We start from the raw sequence: 19,226 nt of genomic DNA, 5'->3' as shown, positions 1-19,226 counted from the left end.
CGCATCACCTACTCTTGGCGTGTGGAAGGACTGCGAACATAGCTTGCCTGTCCAATTGCACAAGGGTTGTGGTGTTGAAACTATACCCTCTGGAGGGCAGACGGCGTGGCCGCCGCCGGCACCGGTGATCGACGTCGATCCGCGCGGCGCGAGATCCGAGCGCGACTTTGTCTCTCATTTATTGATTTCCATTAACTCTGTTCCTCGCCGGACTTTGCATCGTGGTGACCTGCAACGCCGGCTATCGACGCGCCGGGCCTGCCGCGCCGGGATGTCGCAAGTCCTGCACATGCGCAGGAAATTCACGGCCATGACGTCGGTCCGGCGCCGAACGCGCGCTGCCGCGGCCAGCCATCGCGCCGGCCGCCCATCGAATCACCGGCAAGGCCGTCCTGGGTATTTGTACGGACCAGCCCTTTAACGAACGGGTAGCGCGGACGGACCAGTGTGGCGTGGGTCGCCGTGCGAAATTTACGGCGTCGCGTCAATCGTGTTCATCCAGAAGGGTATCCAGTATGTCCGGCATCGTTCTTTCGGCATCGGTCCGTCAAAATCTGCTTTCGCTGCAGTCGACCGCTGACCTGCTCGCCACCACGCAGAACCGCTTGTCCACCGGCAAGAAGGTCAACACTGCGCTCGACAATCCGACCAACTTCTTCACGGCGCAGTCGCTCGACAACCGCGCCAGCGACATCAACAACCTGCTGGACGGCATCGGCAACGGCGTGCAGGTGCTGCAGGCCGCCAACACCGGCATCACCTCGCTGCAGAAGCTCGTCGACAGCGCCAAGTCGGTCGCCAACCAGGCCCTGCAGGCCGCGGTCGGCTATTCCGCGAAGTCGTCGGTGACGACCGCTGTGATCCCAGGCGCCACCGCTGACAACCTGCTCGGCACCGCGACCCCGACAAACGCAACCCTCACCAGCACCGCCGCCTATACCGGCATCGACCTCACCGCGGCCGGCGCGAACCTGACGTTCCAGATCAACAGCCAGACTGTGACCTTGAACTCGGGCGCGAACTATTCCGCCACCCAGGTTCGCGACGCCATCAACACGCAGGTCGGCGCCAGCGCCAAGGTCGCCGCCTCGATCGACGGCACCGGCAAGCTGGTCCTGACCAGCACCAACACCGCCGGTGCCGCGGACTCGCTCACGGTCGGCACGTTCAGCTCGGGCGACGCGACGCAGCTCGGCCTCCCGGCCGGTGCGACGGCGACCGCGAACGGCACGGCTGGCGCGAGCCCGCTGGACACGCTCACGTTGACCATCGGCGCGACCGGCAACGGCACCGCGACCAACATCACCTTCGGCACCGGCACGGGCAAGGTGAAGTCCCTCAACGACCTGAACGCCGCGCTGGCGGCCAACAACCTGCAGGCCTCGCTCAGTGCGGCCGGTGCGCTCACCATCAGCACCACCAACGATGCCGCTTCGGCGACCATCGGCACGATCGGCGGCACCGCTGCCGGCGCGGGCAAGCTGTTCAACGGCCTCGCGGGCAGCGCTCCGGTGCAGGACCCGACTGCGCTGGCGAACCGCGCCAACCTGGTCAACCAGTACAACAACATCCTGGACCAGATCACCACGACCGCCCAGGACGCGTCGTACAACGGCATCAACCTGCTCAACGGCGATCAGCTCAAGCTGACCTTCAACGAGACGGGCTCCTCGACCCTGAAGATCCAGGGCGTGACCTTCGATGCCACCGGCCTCAACCTCACCAAGCTGACCGCCGGCACGGACTTCGTCGACAACGCTTCGGCCAACGCCACCCTGAAGACGCTCAACTCGGCCAGCGGCCTGCTACGCACCCAGGCTTCGACCCTCGGTTCGAACCTGTCGATCGTGCAGATCCGTCAGGACTTCTCGAAGAACCTGATCAACGTGCTGCAGACCGGCTCGTCCAACCTGACGCTGGCCGACACCAACGAGGAAGCGGCCAACAGCCAGGCGCTGTCGACCCGCCAGTCGATCGCGGTGTCCGCGCTGGCGCTGGCCAACCAGTCGCAGCAGAGCGTGCTGCAGCTGCTCCGCTAAACGTAGCCGCGACAGACATCGACTATCGAGGCGGCGGAGGAAACTCCGCCGCCTTTTGCTTTGGCTGCGCTCAACCATCCCGCCGGCTTCAACCAATGAGCGATCGCGTTCTGATCCAGGCGGTCGGCGCGTCGCGAACGTTTCGCGGGACTTAGCGGTCCTCAATTCCAATTAGTTCAAATTGCGATGACCGATGGAACGGCCTCTTTCCCGTCCGGGTGGTAAGGGCCTGTCCTTGTGAGACTGGCCGTGATGTCGTGATGCGTCGTCGAACTGCTGAAGGGCTTCATCGTCCGTATTTGCACGGACGGCAAAATTAACGTCGCCGTGAAGCCGGCCAAGTTATCGATGCAAGGCGAGCGTTCCGCAGCACCTTGAGGGGACCTATCCATGGACGATCTGTTGCGCGAGTTCCTGACGGAGAGCAGCGAGAGCCTGGATACGGTCGACAACCAGCTGGTGCAGTTCGAGCAGGATCCGAACAACGCGAAGATCCTGGATAACATTTTCCGGCTGGTGCACACCATCAAGGGCACCTGCGGCTTCCTCGGGCTGCCGCGGCTCGAGGCGCTGGCGCATGCCGGCGAGACCTTGATGGGCAAATTCCGCGACGGCATGCCGGTGAAGGCGGAAGCCGTGACGCTGATCCTGTCCTCGATCGACCGCATCAAGGAGATCCTGGCAGGGCTCGAGGCGACCGAGGCCGAGCCCGAGGGCAATGACCGCGATCTGATCGATCAGCTGGAAGCGATGGTCGAGCACGGCATGGCGGCAATGTCGGTTGCTGCTGAAGAAGACGTGCCCGTCGTTGAAGCCCCGTCCGTGCAGGCGGCGATGACCGAAGGCACGCTGGTGGTGCAGACGCTGGAGCGTCCGCTGCGTCCGGGCGAGGTCTCGCTCGACGAGCTCGAACGCGCCTTCCGCGAGACCGAGACCGAAGTCGCCGCACCGGCGCCGGCCGTGAAGCTTGCACCTGCTGCGCCCGCAGCCGAGCCGGCTGAGGCTGTGAAGAAGCCGGCCCGCAAGGCGGCCGGTGAGGACGTCCAGGAAGGCGACAAGATCGCCAACCAGTCGATCCGGGTCAATGTCGACACCCTCGAACACCTCATGACCATGGTCTCCGAGCTGGTCCTGACCCGCAACCAGCTGCTGGAGATCTCCCGCCGCAACGAGGACACCGAGTTCAAGGTGCCCTTGCAGCGGCTCTCCAACGTCACCGCCGAGCTGCAGGAAGGCGTCATGAAGACGCGCATGCAGCCGATCGGCAATGCCTGGCAGAAGCTGCCGCGCATCGTCCGCGACCTCTCCGGCGAACTCGGCAAGCAGATCGAGCTCGAGATGCACGGCGCCGACACCGAGCTCGACCGCCAGGTGCTCGACCTGATCAAGGATCCGCTGACGCACATGGTGCGCAACTCCGCCGATCACGGGCTGGAGACCACCGCCGAGCGGGTCGCCGCCGGCAAGCCGGAACAGGGCACCATTCGCCTCTCCGCCTATCACGAAGGCGGCCACATCATCATCTGCATCGCCGACAATGGCCGCGGGCTCAACACCGAGCGGATCAAGGCCAAGGCGCTCCAGAACGGTCTCGTCACCGAGGCTGAACTCGAGAAGATGACCGAGGCCCAGATCCACAAGTTCATCTTCGCGCCGGGCTTCTCGACCGCCGCCCAGGTCACCTCGGTGTCCGGCCGCGGCGTCGGCATGGACGTGGTGCGCACCAATATCGACCAGATCGGCGGCACCATCGACATCAAGAGCGTGGCCGGCGAGGGCGCCTCGGTCACCATCAAGATCCCGCTGACCTTGGCGATCGTCTCGGCGCTGATCGTGGAAGCCGGCGGCGACCGTTTTGCGATTCCCCAATTGTCGGTCGTCGAGCTGGTGCGGGCGCGCGCCAACTCCGAGCACCGCATCGAGCGCATCAAGGACACGGCGGTCTTGCGGCTGCGCAACAAGCTGCTGCCGCTGATCCACCTCAAGAAGCTGCTCAAGATCGACGACGGCGCGACCACGTCAGATGCCGAGAACGGCTTCATCGTGGTCACGCAAGTCGGCAGCCAGACCTTCGGCATCGTGGTCGACGGCGTGTTCCACACCGAGGAGATCGTGGTCAAGCCGATGTCGACCAAGCTGCGGCACATCGACATGTTCTCCGGCAACACCATCCTTGGCGATGGCGCCGTGATCATGATCATCGACCCCAATGGGATCGCAAAAGCCCTCGGCGCGTCCGGCTCCTCGGCCCATGACCTCGCCGACGACAATGCGAACGCCCATGCGGCGAGCGGCGAGCAGCTGACCTCGCTGCTGGTGTTCCGCGCCGGCTCCTCGCAGCCCAAGGCGGTGCCGCTCGGCCTCGTCACCCGGCTGGAGGAGATCGCAACCGACAAGATCGAGCTCTCGAACGGCCGCTACATGGTGCAGTACCGCGAGCAGCTGATGCCGCTGGTGCAGATGGCCGGCGTCGAGGTGCAGAGCCAGGGCGCGCAGCCGATCCTGGTGTTCGCCGACGACGGCCGCTCGATGGGGCTCGTGGTCGACGAGATCATCGACATCGTCGAGGAGCGGCTCAACATCGAGGTCGCGGGTTCGCAGGACGGCATTTTGGGCTCGGCCGTGATCAAGGGCCAGGCCACCGAGGTGATCGACGTCGGCCACTTCCTGCCGATGGCGTTCGCCGACTGGTTCTCGCGCAAGGAGATGCGGCCGTCGGCCTCGGCGCAGTCGGTGCTGCTGGTCGATGACTCAGCGTTCTTCCGCAACATGCTGGCGCCGGTCTTGAAGGCCGCCGGCTACAAGGTCAGGACCGCGGGCGGCGCGCAAGAAGGCCTCGCCGCGCTGCGTTCGGGACAGAGCTTCGACGTCGTGCTGACCGACATCGAGATGCCCGAGATGAACGGCTTTGAGTTCGCCGAGAACATCCGCTCGGACCACAATCTGATCGGGCTGCCGATCATCGCGCTGTCGGCGATGGTGTCGCCGGCGGCGATCGAGCGCGGCCGGCAGGCCGGCTTCCACGACTATGTCGCCAAGTTTGACCGTCCCGGGCTGATCGCGGCGCTGAAAGAGCAGACCGCCGAACTGCGCCGTGCCGCGTGACCGGATGCAAGGAAACGAATTGATGACCAGCAAGAGCGAGACCGGTGAAGGCGCGATGGCCGAATACGTCACCGCCGTGATCGGCGGGCAGCTGTTCGGCCTGCCGATCTCGCGGGTGCAGGACGTGTTCATGCCGGAGCGGCTGACGCGGGTGCCGCTGGCCTCCAGTGAGATCGCCGGCGTGCTCAATCTGCGCGGCCGCATCGTCACCGTGGTCGACATGCGCGCCCGGCTCGGGCTGCCGAAGGCCGACGACGGCCAGCTGCCGATGGCGGTCGGCGTCGACCAGCGCGGCGAATCCTATGGTCTGTTGATCGACCAGATCGGCGAGGTGCTGCGGCTCTCCGAAAGCAGCCGCGAGGACAATCCGGTCAACCTCGATCCCCGCATGGCCAAGCTCGCCGGCGGCGTCCACCGCCTCGACGGCCAGCTCATGGTCGTCCTCGATGTCGATCGCGTGCTCGAACTGGTGCCCGACGCCAAAGCGGCGTGAACAGGGCCGCCCGAACTGAAGAACTGAAACATCCCACCGGGGATGAGGAAGTAGAGGTCGCAGATGAGAACCTGTCTTGTTGTCGATGACTCAAGCGTCATTCGCAAGGTCGCCCGCCGCATCCTGGAAGGGCTCGATTTCCAGATCGTCGAGGCCGAGGACGGCGCCAAGGCGCTCGAGGCCTGCAAGCGCGCGATGCCGGAAGCGGTGCTGCTCGACTGGAACATGCCGGTCATGGACGGCTACGAGTTTCTCGGCAACCTCCGCCGCATGCCCGGCGGCGATCAGCCCAAGGTCGTGTTCTGCACCACCGAGAATGACGTCGCGCATATCGCACGCGCGCTGCATGCCGGTGCCAACGAGTACATCATGAAGCCGTTCGACCGGGACATCGTCACCGCGAAGTTCCAGGAAGTCGGACTCATTTAGAGCATGATCCGGAAAAGTGGGAACCGGTTTTCCGAGAAGACCATGCTGACTTAGATTCTTCGTTCGATCCGGCGGCAGAAGCCCTCGGCTCAACGGTTGTTGTGCGTCGTGTTGCGTCGCTGGTGAAGTCATGAGTGTTGCGTTGACAAGTACTGCGGTCCCGACATCGACCCGTTCCGACAAGGTGCGGGTGATGGTGGTCGACGATTCCGTGGTGATCCGCGGGATGATCTCGCGCTGGATCGGCGCCGAGCCCGACATGGAGGTCGTCGCCTCGCTGCGCACCGGTCTCGACGCCGTCAACCAGCTCGAGCGCATCAACCCCGATGTCGCGGTGCTCGATATCGAGATGCCAGACCTCGACGGCATCTCGGCGCTGCCGCAGCTGCTGGCGAAAAAGCGCGATCTCGTCGTCATCATGGCCTCCACGCTGACCCGCCGCAACGCGGAGATCAGCCTGAAGGCTCTCTCGCTCGGTGCGTCCGACTACATTCCGAAGCCGGAAAGCACGCGCGAGGCCACCGCCGCGGAAACCTTCCGCCACGACCTGATCCAGAAGATCCGTCATCTCGGCGCCAGGGCGCGGCGCGGCCCGGTGCACACGACGGCAAGCCCGCCGCTTGCGCCCGGTCATGACAGACCGCGTCCGTCGACTCCCGCTGCCGCGCACACGGCGCCGGCCCAGGCCACGCGCCGTTCGTTCGGCCTGCTGCCGCCCAAGGTGCTGCTGATCGGCTCGTCGACCGGCGGACCGCAGGCGCTGATGACGCTGGTCGCCGAGATCGGCCCGGTGATCGATCGCTTCCCGGTGCTGATCACCCAGCACATGCCGCCGACCTTCACCACCATTCTCGCCGAGCATCTGGCGCGCATCAGCAAGCGGCCGGCGCATGAGGGGATCGACGGTGAGAGCATCAAGCCGGGCCAGATCTATCTGGCGCCGGGCGGACGCCACATGCGGATTGCCCGTCACGGCATCGATGCCACGATCGCGCTCGACGACGGACCGCCGGTCAATTTCTGCAAGCCCGCGGTCGATCCGATGTTCACCTCCGCGATCGACGTCTGGCAGGGCAGCATCATGTCGGTGATCCTGACCGGCATGGGCTCCGACGGCATGCGCGGCGGCAAGGACATCGTCGCCGCCGGCGGCAGCGTGATCGCGCAGGACGAAGCGACCAGCGTGGTGTGGGGCATGCCGGGTGCCGCGGTCAATGCCGGTATCTGCGCCGCGGTGCTGCCGCTCAATCAGATCGCACCGAAGCTTGTTCGGGTATTTGCGGGAGACCGTTCGTGACGCCGCTGGACTACGACTATCTGCGTAAGCTGCTGAAGGAGCGTTCCGGCCTCGATCTCTCCGCCGACAAGCAGTATCTGGTCGAGAGCCGCCTGTTGCCCTTGGCGCGCCGGTCGAACCTCGCCGGGATTCCCGAGCTGGTGCAGCGGATGAAGGGCGGCGCGGAGCTGCTGACATCCGAGGTGGTCGAAGCGATGACCACCAACGAGACCTTCTTCTTTCGCGACAAGATCCCGTTCGACCATCTGAAGGAAGCGGTGCTGCCCGCGCTCGCGCAGGCCCGCGCGGCGCGCCGTAGCTTGCGCATCTGGTGCGCGGCGTCATCGACCGGGCAGGAGCCGTACTCGATCGCGATGCTGCTGAAGGAGATGACCGCGCTGTTTGCCGGCTGGCGGATCGAGATCATCGCCACCGACCTGTCGCAGGCCGTGCTCGAAAAGGCCAAGGCCGGCCTGTTCAGCCAGTTCGAGGTGCAGCGCGGCCTGCCGATCCAGCTGCTGGTCAAGTATTTCGTGCAGAAGGGAGAGCTCTGGCAGCTCAACGCCGATATCCGCGGCATGGTGCAGCACCGCCAGCTCAATCTGTTGCAGGACCTGTCGCATCTCGGCACCTTCGACGTGATCTTCTGCCGCAATGTGCTGATCTATTTCGATCAGCAGACCAAGGCCGGTATCTTCGGCAAGGTGTCCCGGATGCTCGAGCCCGATGGCGTGCTGGCGCTTGGCGCGGCGGAATCCGTGGTCGGCATCACCAACCTGTTCAGGCCATATCCCGACCGGCGCGGGCTCTATCAGCCAAACACTGCGCCAGCCGCGCGCGCCGGCGCCGCGCTGCATGTGCTGAAGGCGGTTGCGTCCGCCGCGCGGTGAGTCCGTTTTCCTGAACGATCGTGAATTGTTTGTCCGTCATCCTGAGGAGCGCGCTCTTGCGCGCGTCTCGAAGGATGCACGGCCACCAGCCGGGCCGTCGATCCTTCGAGACGCCGCTTCGCGGCTCCTCAGGATGACGGGGAACGGGACGCGTTGACGGACGCGGCTACAAGATCGCGTGCGGCAGGAAGCGCGAGGTGTTGCCGGTGATCGGATTCTCGTCTTCCCGAATCGAGAGGCCGCAGGGCGTGCCGTCGACCAGCCAGCTGCCGAGTACCGGATACTGCCCGGAAAAATTCGGCAGCGGCGCCAGCGCCTGGCGGATGAAGCCCTCGGCGCCGTAGGGGCCTTGCTCGGCGACCAGCGTAACGCCGGCGCTGACCAGCTCGACATTGGCGCCCTCGCGCGAATAGATCGGCTTGCGCACGAACGAGGTCCCGAGCTGGGCGGCCTGCGGGTCGTCCTCGAAATAGGCCGGCAGCAGATTGGGGTGGTTCGGGAACATCTCCCAGAGCAGCGGCAGGATGCCCTTGTTGGAGAGGATCGCCTTCCATGGCGGCTCGATCCATTGCGTCGGCGCGGTCGCGAGGTTCTTGCCGAACGCGTCGTGGAACATCCATTCCCACGGATAGAGCTTGAACGCGAGCGCGATCGGGCGTTCGTCGAGGTCGACGAACTGACAGTCGTCGCGCAGTCCGATCTCCTCGATGTCGAGCAGCGTGGTCTTCAGCCCGGCCTGCGCCGCGGTGTCCTCGAGATAGGCGAGCGTGCCGGCGTCCTCGGGATTTCCGGTCAGTCCGGTGAGATGCAGCGGGTGGGTCGCGTTGATCCTTTTCCAGGCCTCGATCAGCCGGTCGTGGATCGAGTTGAACTGGTCGGCGCGCTTCGGGATGATGTTGCGCGCAATCGCCTGTTCGAGCCAGGTCCATTGAAATACCGCGGCCTCGAAGATCGAGGTCGGCGTGTCGGCATTGTATTCGAGCAGCTTGGCCGGGCCGCGGCCGTCGAAGGTGAGATCGAGCCGGCCGTACAGGCTCGGATTCCTGCGGCGCCAGCTTGCCGCGATCAGATCCCAGAACGCCTCCGGTATCTTCAGCCGGCGCAGATAGCGCTCATCCCTGACCGCGCGTCCGGCGAGCTCGAGACACATCGCGTCGATTTCGCCGGTCGGCGCCTCGATCGAGCGCTCGATCTCGTCCAGCGTGAAGGCGTAATAGGCGCGCTCGTCCCAGTACCGTTCGCCGTCGATGGTGTGGAAGGTGAAGCCGGCGTTCTCGGCAGTCGTCCGCCAATCGTCGCGTTCGGGACATGCGATGCGTTGCATGAGGGGAAACCGCGTTCGCTCGTCAGCCTGGTGTCAGCTTCCGCCGTGCGACGGATCGTCGTCGCCGTAGCGGGCGATGGTGCGCGGCGCGCCGCCGAAGCCCCCGGAGGGTGACCGTTCCGCCGATTTTCCCTTCGTTCCGTGTCCTGCATGCTGGTCGCTGCGGGCATGGCTTGGCGTCAGGCCGATCGACGCCGCGCCGATCGCGATACTTCCCATCAATTTCAGCCATACGCGGCGCGAGCGTTTCATGGACGCAATCCCTGCCTTGCCGTCTGCGGAGCCATGCCGAGTTTCCATCAGCTGCGTTTGCCGGGCAAGCGAAAGCGCGATGACACGGCGATGACACGGCAACATGCATCAGCCGCCGCTAAAGCCGAACGCATGCGCGAACGAACCGAAGCCGCCGCGGCTCACCGACGAGCTTGACGACGAGCTCGAGGAAGAGGAGGAGCCGCTCGACGACGAGCTGCCGCTGTAGAAGCTGCTGCGCGAGCCGCTGCTGCCGCCCGATCCGGACGACGAACTGCGCGCCGTGCAGTCGACGCCGGGTTGTGGCTGGACCGGTGTGGCGACGCCCGGTGCGGTGACGCCGGGCGGCGTCGGCGGCACCGGCTGGCAGTTCGGCCGCGGCATCAGCGCGTAGGCGCTGCCGCCGACCGCGAGCGTGCCCATCAAGAGCAGCGCGACGTGGTTGGAGCGCTTGGATGGCGCATCCGGCCGCGGCGGCGTCGGCACCGCCGGCACGACCGGTCGCCGTTTGCCGAAGTCCGGGTTCGGTTTGCGCGCCATGGTTTGGCTCAACGGCTCAGTAGATCATGCAGGCCGCGTTCAGCGCGCCTGCGGCCAGCGAGGACAGCCCGAGCCAGATCGCCGGCGCCATTTCGCCGGAGGCGATCCGCGCCGACAGGTTCGGCACCGGGATCTTCACGATGTAATAGACGATGATCTGCACGATCAGCGCGATGATGCTCCAGATCAGGCAGTCCACCACATTGGCGGAATGGGCAATCGCGCTGACCACCGGCAGCACGAAGCCGAGCAAGCTTAAGCCCAGCGCAATCGCCGCCGCCGGATCATTGTCGCGGATCAGCTGGAATTCGTCATGCGGCGTGACGCGCGTGTAGACGAAGAGGTAGGCGACCACGGCGATCAGCGCCGTGCAGAAATAGACCAGGAACGCCGGCAGGCCGGCGAGGGATTGCAGGATCATGTCGGGGCGGTCCGGGAGTTCGTCGGGATTCGCGTGAGGCAGGATTGCACGTTCCCTTGGTCGGCGCATGCCGACAGCCGGTTCAATCCCAAACAAAAACCCCGCCATTTGCGGCGGGGTTCAGGTCGAAAGGAGCGAACCTTGCGGTTCTCTGCGGGCGCCCAGAAGGTCAGGCGGGAATGCGCTCGTCGGCCTCGTGCGGCTCGCGCAGCACGTAGCCGCGGCCCCACACGGTCTCGATGAAGTTGCGGCCTTCGGAGGCGTTGGCGAGCTTCTTGCGGAGCTTGCAGATGAAGACGTCGATGATCTTCAGCTCCGGCTCGTCCATGCCGCCGTAGAGATGGTTGAGGAACATTTCCTTGGTGAGCGTGGTGCCCTTGCGGAGCGAGAGCAGCTCCAGCATCTGGTATTCCTTGCCGGTCAGGTGCACGCGCTGGCCACCGACCTCGACCGTCTTGGTGTCGAGATTGACCACGAGATCGCCGGTCTGGATGACCGACTGGGCGTGACCCTTGGAACGGCGCACGATCGCGTGGATGCGGGCGACCAGCTCGTCCTTGTGGAAGGGCTTGGTCATGTAGTCGTCGGCGCCGACGCCGAGACCCTTGACCTTGTCCTCGATGCCGGCGAGGCCGGAGAGGATCAGAATGGGAGTTTTGATCTTCGACACCCGGAGCTGCTTGAGCACGTCGTAGCCGGACATGTCGGGCAGGTTGAGGTCGAGAAGGATGATGTCGTAGTCGTAAAGCTTGCCGAGATCGACGCCCTCTTCGCCGAGGTCCGTCGTGTAGACGTTGAAACTCTCGGACTTGAGCATCAATTCGATCGACTGCGCGACGGCGCTGTCATCTTCAATCAGCAAAACGCGCATGCCAGTCCCCTATAGTCGCCGCTCCGGGCGTCAGGTCGGCCGCACTTGCGGCACTCACAAAACGCCTTTGAACAACTGATTCGGATCCTGACGAGATATGGTTAACAAAAACTGATTCCTCCGCGCAAGCTCTAACCGTGCAATTTTTGTCGAATCGCCCTAAGATATTGCGTAGAAGAAGCTTTTCCTAACCGCGTCCGTTCAGTTTCCACATTAAGAGACGGGCCTAACCGACTCTCGCGACTCGCCCTTCTTCTGATGGGCAAGCGACCTCAGTCACCAAAGACAGTGACGCAATGATTAATGATGCGGGTAAACACGAAGTTAAGCGGCCGGAGCAAAAAAGCGGAAACTTAAGGTTTTCGCAATGAAGGCGCTCGCGGAGCAGATCGGCGACATCGACGGCGTCAATATTTATGGCCGCGTGGTCGGCGTCCGCGGGCTGATGGTCGAGATCGCGGGCCCCATTCACGCGATGTCGGTCGGCGCCCGCATCGTGATCGACGTCGGCGCGGGCCGCTTCATCCCCGCCGAGGTGATCGGCTTCTCCGGCGAGAACGCGGTGGTGATGCCGTTCGGCGGATTAGATGGCGTGAGGCGCGGTTGCCGCGCGGTGATCGCCAATGCGGCGAGCCAGGTGCGGCCGTCGCCGGCCTGGCTCGGCCGCGTCGTCAACGCGATGGGCGAGCCGATCGACGGCAAGGGCCCGCTGGTGCAGGGCGCCTCGCCGATGTCCTACCGCAACTCGCCGCCGCCGGCGCATTCGCGCAAGCGGGTCGGCCCGCCGCTCGATCTCGGCGTGCGCGGTCTCAATACCTTCCTGACCTGCTGCCGCGGCCAGCGGCTCGGCATCTTCGCCGGCTCCGGCGTCGGCAAGTCGGTGCTGCTGTCGATGCTGGCGCGCAATGTCGATGCCGCGATCTCGGTGATCGGGCTGATCGGCGAACGCGGCCGCGAGGTGCAGGAATTCCTCCAGGAGGATCTCGGCGAGGAGGGGCTGGCGCGCTCGGTCGTGGTGGTCGCGACCTCGGACGAGCCGGCGCTGATGCGGCGCCAGGCGGCGTATCTGACGCTCGCCATCGCGGAATATTTCCGCGACGAGGACCAGGATGTGCTGTGCCTGATGGATTCGGTGACGCGCTTTGCGATGGCGCAGCGCGAGATCGGCCTCTCGGCGGGCGAGCCGCCGACCGCCAAGGGCTACACGCCGACCGTGTTCACCGAATTGCCGAAGCTGCTCGAGCGGGCAGGGCCGGGCACCGGCGACGGCACCATCACCGCGATTTTCACCGTGCTGGTCGACGGCGACGATCACAATGAGCCGATCGCGGACGCGGTGCGCGGCATCCTCGACGGCCATATCGTGATGCAGCGGGCGATCGCCGAGCGCGGCCGCTATCCCGCGGTCAACATCCTCAAGTCGGTGTCGCGCACCATGCCGCGGTCGGCCGACCCCAACTTCCTGCCCTACATCAACAAGGCGCGGCAGGTGATGGCGACCTATGCCGACATGGAGGAATTGATCCGGCTCGGGGCCTACCGGCCGGGTTCCAGCACGGAGGTCGACGAGGCGATCCGGCTGCATGAGCCGCTCGAGGCCTACCTGCGTCAGGCCAAGGAAGAGTCCACCAGCCTTCCCGACGGCTATCGGCAACTGGCTCAAATCCTGTCGGGTTTGGAAACGGAACGCTAACTTTGTCAGGCCATCATCGCCGGCACACCATAGCTATGCCGGCGGGGCCCAGCGGGGAGCCGGCTCTGTCCCGCGTTCAGATTTGGGACTTCTGGGGAGTATGAGTCGATGAAGTCACGTGAAACGCTGATTCGCCTGAAGAAATTTCAGGTCGACGAGAAGCGCCGTCGGGTTACCCAGATCGAAGGCATGATCGCCGACTTCCAGCGCATGTCGGTCGAGCTCGAGCGCGAGATCCAGACCGAGCAGGAGCGCGCCGGGATCAACGACCCCACGCACTTCGCCTATCCGACCTATGCCAAGGCCGCGATCCAGCGCCGCGAGAACCTGACCCGTTCGGCCGACGAACTGCGCGCCCAGCTCGACGACGCCAAGGCGCTGCTGTCGGAGGCATTCGAGGAATTGAAGAAGGTCGAGTTGCTCGACGAGCGCGACCAGGCGCGCGAACGCGCGGAGGAGAGCGCTCGCGAACAAGCCGACATGGATTCGATCGGCCTGATGCGGGCCCGTCTCGGCGTCATCGCCTGAACCCTCGCTCCCTCCGCTGACCAGATTGAGAGCCCGGGCCGATCGCCCGGGCTTTTTGCTGGGCGCTGTCCACAAGCCGCCGACTTGCCGGCCACTTGTTAGCCCCTTGGCGGATCGTGGTGTCCCAAAATATGCTACCACCGGTCAGGACGGATGATCGGCAGCACGGTGGCAATGAGGCGATGGGGGATCGGGGCTTGGAGGGCGCAAGATGCTGACGCCGGCTGAGCTGGTCTGGCTGATCGCCGCCGTCGCCAAGGGGGATGAGGCCGCCTTCGAGCGGCTGTACGCCGCGACCCGCGCGAAACTCTTCGGCGTCGTGCTCCGTATCTTGCGGCGACAGGACCTCGCCGAGGAGGTCATTCAGGAGGCTTACGTCAAGATCTGGAACAGCGCCGGGCAGTTCAACCCAGCCCTGTCATCCCCGATCACGTGGATGACGTCGATCGCGCGCAACCGCGCCATTGACGTGGTGCGCAAGCGCGGCGAGGCCTCGCTGGAGGAAGAGCCGGCGGCGATGGAGGTCGCAGCCGACCAGCCCGATCCGCTGGCGCGACGGGAGATGACGGAAGAGTTGAAGCGATTGCTGGAGTGCGTCGGTCGTTTGGAGCCGGATCGTCAGAAGCTCGTGCTGCTCGCCTATTACAACGGCTGGAGCCGCGAGCAACTCGCCGCAAAGTTCGAGACGCCGGTAAACACGGTGAAGACCTGGCTGCGCCGCAGCCTGATGGATATCCGGGAGTGTCTTGGACTTTGATTGATGGCCTATAGCGAAGACCATATCGCGCTCGCCGCGGAATATGCGCTCGGTACGCTCGATGCCGAGGAGCGCGCGCAGGTCGAGACCATGATGGCCGTCGACAGCGAGTTCGCAGCGCTGGTGCAGGCCTGGCAGTTCAGGCTCGGGCCGCTGAACCAGATGGTCGGCCTGGTCGAGCCGCGTCCGGTGGTCTGGGACAACATCAAGGCGGCGATCGGCCACACGAGCACGCCGCAGGCGCCGCTGGTGCTGCCGGAGACGCCGGCCACGACGGTGACGCCGCCGCCTTCGCCAGTCACGGACGATCCCGAATTCGGCTCGACGTTCGATCCGGAGCCTGCGCCGTCGCCCGAGCCCCGGAGGCTGCCCGAGGCCCGACGGCCGCGGGTCATCTTCGACGAACGCAACGTGACTGCGCTGACGGGCCGCGTGAAGCGCTGGCGCGGCATCGCGTCGGCCGCGACCGCGATCGCGGCCGCGCTGCTGGTGACGCTCGGCCTGCAGATCTACAAGCCCGACGCTCTGCCGAATGCGATCCGGCCGAAGCCGCGCATCCAGACCGTCGAAGTGAAGACGCCGGCGCCAGCGTTGACGCCGTCGGCGCAATATGTCGCGCTGCTGCAGGGGCCGAATGGCGGGCCGGCCTTCATCATGACCATCGACGGCGCCACCAAGAATTTTACCGTCCGCAAGGTCGGCGCCCCGTCGGAGCCCGGCAAGAGTTTCGAGCTCTGGCTGATCTCCGACAAGCTGCCGCAGCCGCGCTCGCTCGGCGTGATCGGCGCCGATGATTTCACCGCGCGGCCTGTGCTGTCGGGCTACGATCCCGACGTGATCAACGGCGCCACCTATGCGGTGACCGTCGAGCAGGCCGGCGGCTCGCCGAACGGCCAGCCGACCTCGGCGCCGATCTTCACCGGCAAGCTGATCGAGACCGTGCCGGGCTCGTCGGCTTCGCCGCCGCGATAATTTGCATCTGCTGCAGCAACTGAATCCAAGGTGCTCGTCATTGCGAGCGCAGCGAAGCAATCCATGCTTCCGAGCGAGCGGTGACAGTGGATTGCTTCGCTTCGCTCGCAATGACGTGGATAAGACGTCGCGTCGGCCACCCGCACAAAAAAAGAAAACGCCCGTGGGGAGCGGGCGTTTTCGATAGTCAACTTGGGGGTAGTTGGGGGTCTTAAATATCCACGCAGCGACTTTGGGGGGCTGTAAAGAACACTACGTGAATTCGTGAAACTCTCCTGTTAGCGGACCAGCGAGTTGCTGGTGCTGGTGATCGCGACGGGCTTGCCGGCCTTCATGACCCGCGCCGTCTGCGTGTATCCCTCATCCGACGAATTATGTGCCGCGATGCCGAAGCCCGCGACCAGGATACCCGCGAACAACGCCACAACCACAATCTTCAGATGCGTCATACGATCGGCGCTGTAGATCGAGTGGTTCATGGAAGTCTCCTGCCGCCTTCCTGCTCTCAGTAAATCTGTCGGTTCGGTCTGTTGTCCGGTTCAACGTCTCGTGCCCTGCTAACGTAGGATTTGCCGATTCCGTTCCCTAGAGGCCATCACAAGCCCGTGATGAGACGTGATCGGGCGCGATCAAAAATGACCTTTTGGTAATCTGGGACGCATTAAAGCTATTTAATATCAGTATCTTGATCTTAAACTGGGATGCTGCATCCCAGATAGGGCCGTTCCGGCCTGTTCTGCATAAATCAGTTGCCTGTGGCGAGAAAGCACAGACGAAAACGCAAGTGATTTGCGGCCGCTAGCGCGTTTTTGCGCGAAGTGGACGCCCGGCTCGCGTGCAAAAAACGCTTTCGAACAACAGACTCTAGACGCTGCCGACCGTCTTCAGCCGGGCCCTGGGATGGATCTCGGCTTGCGACAGGACGGTGGTCTGCGAGCGGAACCGTTCCACCAGTGAGCGAACGAACGGCCGGATCGCGGCCGACGTCACCAGGACCGGCGCCTCGCCCTCGCGTGCCGCCTGCTCGAAGGCGTTGCGCACGGCGGTCATGAACTCCGACAGTTTCGAGGGCTGCATCGCCAGGCTGCGGTCGTCGCCGGTGCCTACGATCGACTCCGCAAACGCTTGCTCCCAGCGCGCCGACAGCGCAATCAGCGGCAAATAGCCGTTCGGCGAGGTGTTTTGTGCGCAGATCTGGCGGGCCAGCCGGGCACGAACGTGCTCGACCATGGTGGCCGGATTGCGCGAGAACGCCAGCGCGTCGGCGATGCCTTCGAGGATGGTCGAGAGATCGCGGATCGAGATGCGCTCGGCGAGCAGCAATTGCAGCACGCGCTGGATGCCCGACACCGTGACCTGGCCCGGCACGATGTCCTTGATCAGCTCGCCTTGCTCCTTCGGCAGGTCCTTCAAGAGCTTCTGCACCTCGCCGTAGGACAACAGGTCCGCCATGTTGGTCTTGAGCAGCTCGGTCAGATGCGTCGACAGCACGGTCGCGGCGTCGACCACGGTGTAGCCCTTCAGCGCGGCCTCTTCCTTCAGGCCGGCGTCGACCCAGGTCGCCGGCAGGCCGAAGGTCGGCTCGATGGTGTGGATGCCGGGCAGTTGCACCTGGTTGCCGGCGGGGTCCATGACCATGAACTGGCTCGGCCAGATCTTGCCGGTGCCGGCGTCGACTTCCTTGATCTTGATGACGTAGCTGTTGGCTTCGAGCTGGACGTTGTCGAGGATGCGCACCGCCGGCATCACGAAACCCATCTCGATGGCCAGCGAGCGGCGCAGCGCCTTGATCTGCTCGGTCAGGCGGTCGGTGCCGTCGGGGCCGTTGACCAGCGGCAGCAGCGCGTAGCCGAGCTCGATCTTGAGGTCGTCGATCTTCAGCGCGGCGGCGATCGGCTCTTCCGCGGCTGCAGCGGCAGCGGCCGCGGCTGCAGCAGGGGCGGCGGCTGCGGCCGTTTCGGCCGCCTTCGCAGCCCGCTTCTGCTTGCGAGCGTTCCAGGCCAGCACCGCGGCGCCGGAGCCCAGCGCCAGGAACGGCAGCGTCGGAATGCCCGGCAGCAGCGCCAGCACCAGCATCACGCCGGCCGACATGCCGAGCGCCTGCGGATAGCCGGAGAGCTGGCGCATCAGCGCCTTGTCGGCGGCGCCGGTGATGCCGGCCTTGGAGACCAGGAGGCCCGCGGCGGTCGAGACAATCAGCGCGGGCACCTGGGTGACGAGGCCGTCGCCGACCGTCAGCACGGTGTAGGTGCGGGCGGCTTCGCTGAAGGTGAGGCCCTGCTGGGCGACGCCGATGATGATGCCGCCGACGATGTTGATGCCGACGATCAGGAGGCCGGCGATGGCGTCGCCGCGGACGAATTTCGAGGCACCGTCCATGGCGCCGAAGAAGCCGCTCTCGTCTTCCAGCGCCTTGCGGCGCTCCTTGGCGGCCTTCTCGTCGATCAGGCCGGCGGAGAGGTCGGCGTCGATCGCCATCTGCTTGCCGGGCATCGAGTCGAGCTGGAAGCGTGCGGCGACTTCGGCGATGCGGCCCGAACCCTTGGTGATGACCACGAAGTTCACGATCACCAGGATCGCGAACACGATGATGCCGATTACGAAGTTGCCGCCCATCACGAAGTTGCCGAACGCCTCGATGACGTGGCCGGCGGCCGCCGTGCCCTCATGGCCGTGGCTCAGGATCAGCCGGGTCGAGGCCATGTTCAGCGACAGCCGCAGCATGGTCGAGATCAGCAGGATGGTCGGAAACGACGAGAATTCCAGCGGCGCCTGGATGAACAGCGAGGTCATCAGGATCAGGATCGAGACCGTGATCGAGACCGCCAGGAAAAGGTCGAGCACGATCGAGGGCAGCGGCAGGATCAGCACCACCAGGATGGTGAGGACGCCGATCGCCAGCGCGATATCGCCGCGCTTCAGGATGTCGCCGATCTCGCCGAGGCTCGGCAATCCGCTCTTGCCTGCCGTGCCCTGACCCGCCGTGACGTCGACCATGGTAGCCGCTCTCCCCCGCGACTGGCGGCTGCGGCCGCCAAGCGTCTGCGCGACGGCCGCAGGGCCGCCGTTCCGAAAGTGAGGCACCGCGCTGGCGTTCACGGGGATCTCCGCCCGTTAGACGCGTTCGACGACACTCGACTTCACTCGGCAATTCTTGCCGGGTGTATGGTTAGCAAAGGGTTAATAAGGGCTTTCGCGCGACCGCACGGGTCGTCGCAGGCGCCGGCAGGGGGATTCGCGGCCGGAAGCAGGGGTGAGAGGGCCTCGTGGTCGAGATGCGCCGCCCTCACCATGAGGGTCCAGACCAGGATTTTGCCCCGCAACAACGCGTCATCCTGAGAGCCTGACTGAAAAATGGGTAAGTGATCTCAGTGGGGTGTGATTCCATCGGATTTGCAAAGATTCGAGGGAGAGCACGATGCCCTGGACCAAGATCACTCGGGAGCAATATCGGCGGGACGATCTGCGTTATGCAAGCGATATGACCGATGCGGAGTGGGCGCTGATCAGACGCCTGTTGCCGCGAGCGAACCGGCGCGGCCGGCCGCGTAAGACGGAGCTGCGTCGTGTGATCGAAGCGATCCTCTATATCGTTTCGACCGGCTGCCAGTGGCGGGCGTTGCCGCAGGAGTTCCC

19 protein-coding genes are annotated in these 19,226 nt (G+C 65.0%); 11 read left to right on the top strand and 8 right to left on the bottom strand.

The features are described 5' to 3' along the window. Nucleotides 1-302: 302 nt before the first annotated feature. A complete protein-coding gene (locus J6525_RS14700; protein ID WP_225645227.1) occupies nt 303-488 on the bottom strand; it encodes a hypothetical protein in 186 nt (61 codons plus the stop codon). A 27-nt stretch (nt 489-515) separates the two neighbouring features. Here J6525_RS14700 and J6525_RS14695 point away from each other — a divergent pair, with 27 nt between their 5' ends. The 6 genes from J6525_RS14695 to J6525_RS14670 all read left to right on the top strand — a co-directional run bounded on the left by J6525_RS14695 (nt 516) and on the right by J6525_RS14670 (nt 8,232). Further along, nucleotides 516-2,039, top strand: coding sequence for a flagellin N-terminal helical domain-containing protein (locus J6525_RS14695; protein ID WP_225645226.1), 1,524 nt, complete (start codon nt 516-518; stop codon nt 2,037-2,039). 390 nt (nt 2,040-2,429) lie between these two features. Beyond that, nucleotides 2,430-5,144, top strand: a complete 2,715-nt coding sequence (locus tag J6525_RS14690; RefSeq protein WP_225645225.1) for a hybrid sensor histidine kinase/response regulator — start codon at nt 2,430-2,432, stop codon at nt 5,142-5,144. A 22-nt stretch (nt 5,145-5,166) separates the two neighbouring features. Continuing rightward, complete coding sequence (locus J6525_RS14685; RefSeq protein WP_225645224.1) at nt 5,167-5,637, top strand: chemotaxis protein CheW; 471 nt, start codon at nt 5,167-5,169, stop codon at nt 5,635-5,637. Nucleotides 5,638-5,700: 63 nt separating this feature from the next. Next, entirely contained in the window at nt 5,701-6,066 is a 366-nt protein-coding gene (locus tag J6525_RS14680; RefSeq protein ID WP_018273268.1) for a response regulator, read from the top strand. Between the two features lie 130 nt (nt 6,067-6,196). Continuing rightward, entirely contained in the window at nt 6,197-7,363 is a 1,167-nt protein-coding gene (locus J6525_RS14675; protein WP_225645223.1) for a protein-glutamate methylesterase/protein-glutamine glutaminase, read from the top strand. After that, a complete protein-coding gene (locus J6525_RS14670; protein ID WP_225645222.1) occupies nt 7,360-8,232 on the top strand; it encodes a CheR family methyltransferase in 873 nt (290 codons plus the stop codon). The genes J6525_RS14675 and J6525_RS14670 overlap by 4 nt, the downstream gene beginning before the upstream one ends. 166 nt (nt 8,233-8,398) lie before the next feature. Here J6525_RS14670 and J6525_RS14665 read toward each other — a convergent pair whose 3' ends face one another. From J6525_RS14665 to ctrA, 5 genes are all read right to left on the bottom strand, one after another. After that, nucleotides 8,399-9,556: a glutathionylspermidine synthase family protein gene (locus J6525_RS14665; RefSeq protein ID WP_225645221.1), complete on the bottom strand. Its 1,158-nt coding sequence runs from the start codon at nt 9,554-9,556 to the stop codon at nt 8,399-8,401. Nucleotides 9,557-9,589: 33 nt separating this feature from the next. Next, nucleotides 9,590-9,808, bottom strand: coding sequence for a hypothetical protein (locus J6525_RS14660; protein ID WP_225645220.1), 219 nt, complete (start codon nt 9,806-9,808; stop codon nt 9,590-9,592). A 108-nt stretch (nt 9,809-9,916) separates the two neighbouring features. Further along, on the bottom strand, nt 9,917-10,348 hold the full coding sequence (locus J6525_RS14655) for a hypothetical protein (protein WP_092090229.1): 432 nt from the start codon (nt 10,346-10,348) through the stop codon (nt 9,917-9,919). 16 nt (nt 10,349-10,364) lie between these two features. Then, entirely contained in the window at nt 10,365-10,769 is a 405-nt protein-coding gene (locus tag J6525_RS14650) for a DUF350 domain-containing protein (protein WP_016848561.1), read from the bottom strand. A gap of 169 nt (nt 10,770-10,938) precedes the next feature. After that, nucleotides 10,939-11,640 (bottom strand): response regulator transcription factor CtrA, encoded by a 702-nt coding sequence (ctrA, locus tag J6525_RS14645; RefSeq protein WP_016848562.1) that lies wholly within the window; start codon nt 11,638-11,640, stop codon nt 10,939-10,941. Nucleotides 11,641-12,007: 367 nt separating this feature from the next. On the opposite strand from ctrA, the gene fliI reads away from it, so the two are divergent. The 4 genes from fliI to J6525_RS14625 all read left to right on the top strand — a co-directional run bounded on the left by fliI (nt 12,008) and on the right by J6525_RS14625 (nt 15,590). Next, nucleotides 12,008-13,333: a flagellar protein export ATPase FliI gene (gene fliI / locus J6525_RS14640; protein ID WP_225645219.1), complete on the top strand. Its 1,326-nt coding sequence runs from the start codon at nt 12,008-12,010 to the stop codon at nt 13,331-13,333. A gap of 108 nt (nt 13,334-13,441) precedes the next feature. Then, nucleotides 13,442-13,861 (top strand): flagellar export protein FliJ, encoded by a 420-nt coding sequence (fliJ, locus tag J6525_RS14635; protein WP_016848565.1) that lies wholly within the window; start codon nt 13,442-13,444, stop codon nt 13,859-13,861. Between the two features lie 211 nt (nt 13,862-14,072). After that, nucleotides 14,073-14,618, top strand: coding sequence for a sigma-70 family RNA polymerase sigma factor (locus J6525_RS14630; RefSeq protein ID WP_028335734.1), 546 nt, complete (start codon nt 14,073-14,075; stop codon nt 14,616-14,618). 3 nt (nt 14,619-14,621) lie between these two features. Beyond that, nucleotides 14,622-15,590 (top strand): anti-sigma factor, encoded by a 969-nt coding sequence (locus tag J6525_RS14625; RefSeq protein ID WP_225645218.1) that lies wholly within the window; start codon nt 14,622-14,624, stop codon nt 15,588-15,590. 278 nt (nt 15,591-15,868) lie between these two features. Here the strand turns inward: J6525_RS14625 and J6525_RS14620 are convergent, their stop codons facing one another. Together J6525_RS14620 and flhA are read right to left on the bottom strand one after the other, a co-directional pair. After that, entirely contained in the window at nt 15,869-16,069 is a 201-nt protein-coding gene (locus J6525_RS14620) for a hypothetical protein (protein ID WP_092090232.1), read from the bottom strand. Nucleotides 16,070-16,454: 385 nt separating this feature from the next. Then, on the bottom strand, nt 16,455-18,587 hold the full coding sequence (gene flhA / locus J6525_RS14615) for a flagellar biosynthesis protein FlhA (protein ID WP_225645217.1): 2,133 nt from the start codon (nt 18,585-18,587) through the stop codon (nt 16,455-16,457). A 421-nt stretch (nt 18,588-19,008) separates the two neighbouring features. On the opposite strand from flhA, the gene J6525_RS14610 reads away from it, so the two are divergent. Continuing rightward, the coding region (locus J6525_RS14610) for a transposase (RefSeq protein ID WP_225642577.1) at nt 19,009-19,226 on the top strand (218 nt) is incomplete at its 3' end.

It is taken from the genome of Bradyrhizobium australafricanum (genome assembly GCF_020329495.1).
GTDB lineage: Bacteria > Pseudomonadota > Alphaproteobacteria > Rhizobiales > Xanthobacteraceae > Bradyrhizobium > Bradyrhizobium australafricanum.
This window is presented reverse-complemented; position numbering and strand designations above follow the sequence as displayed.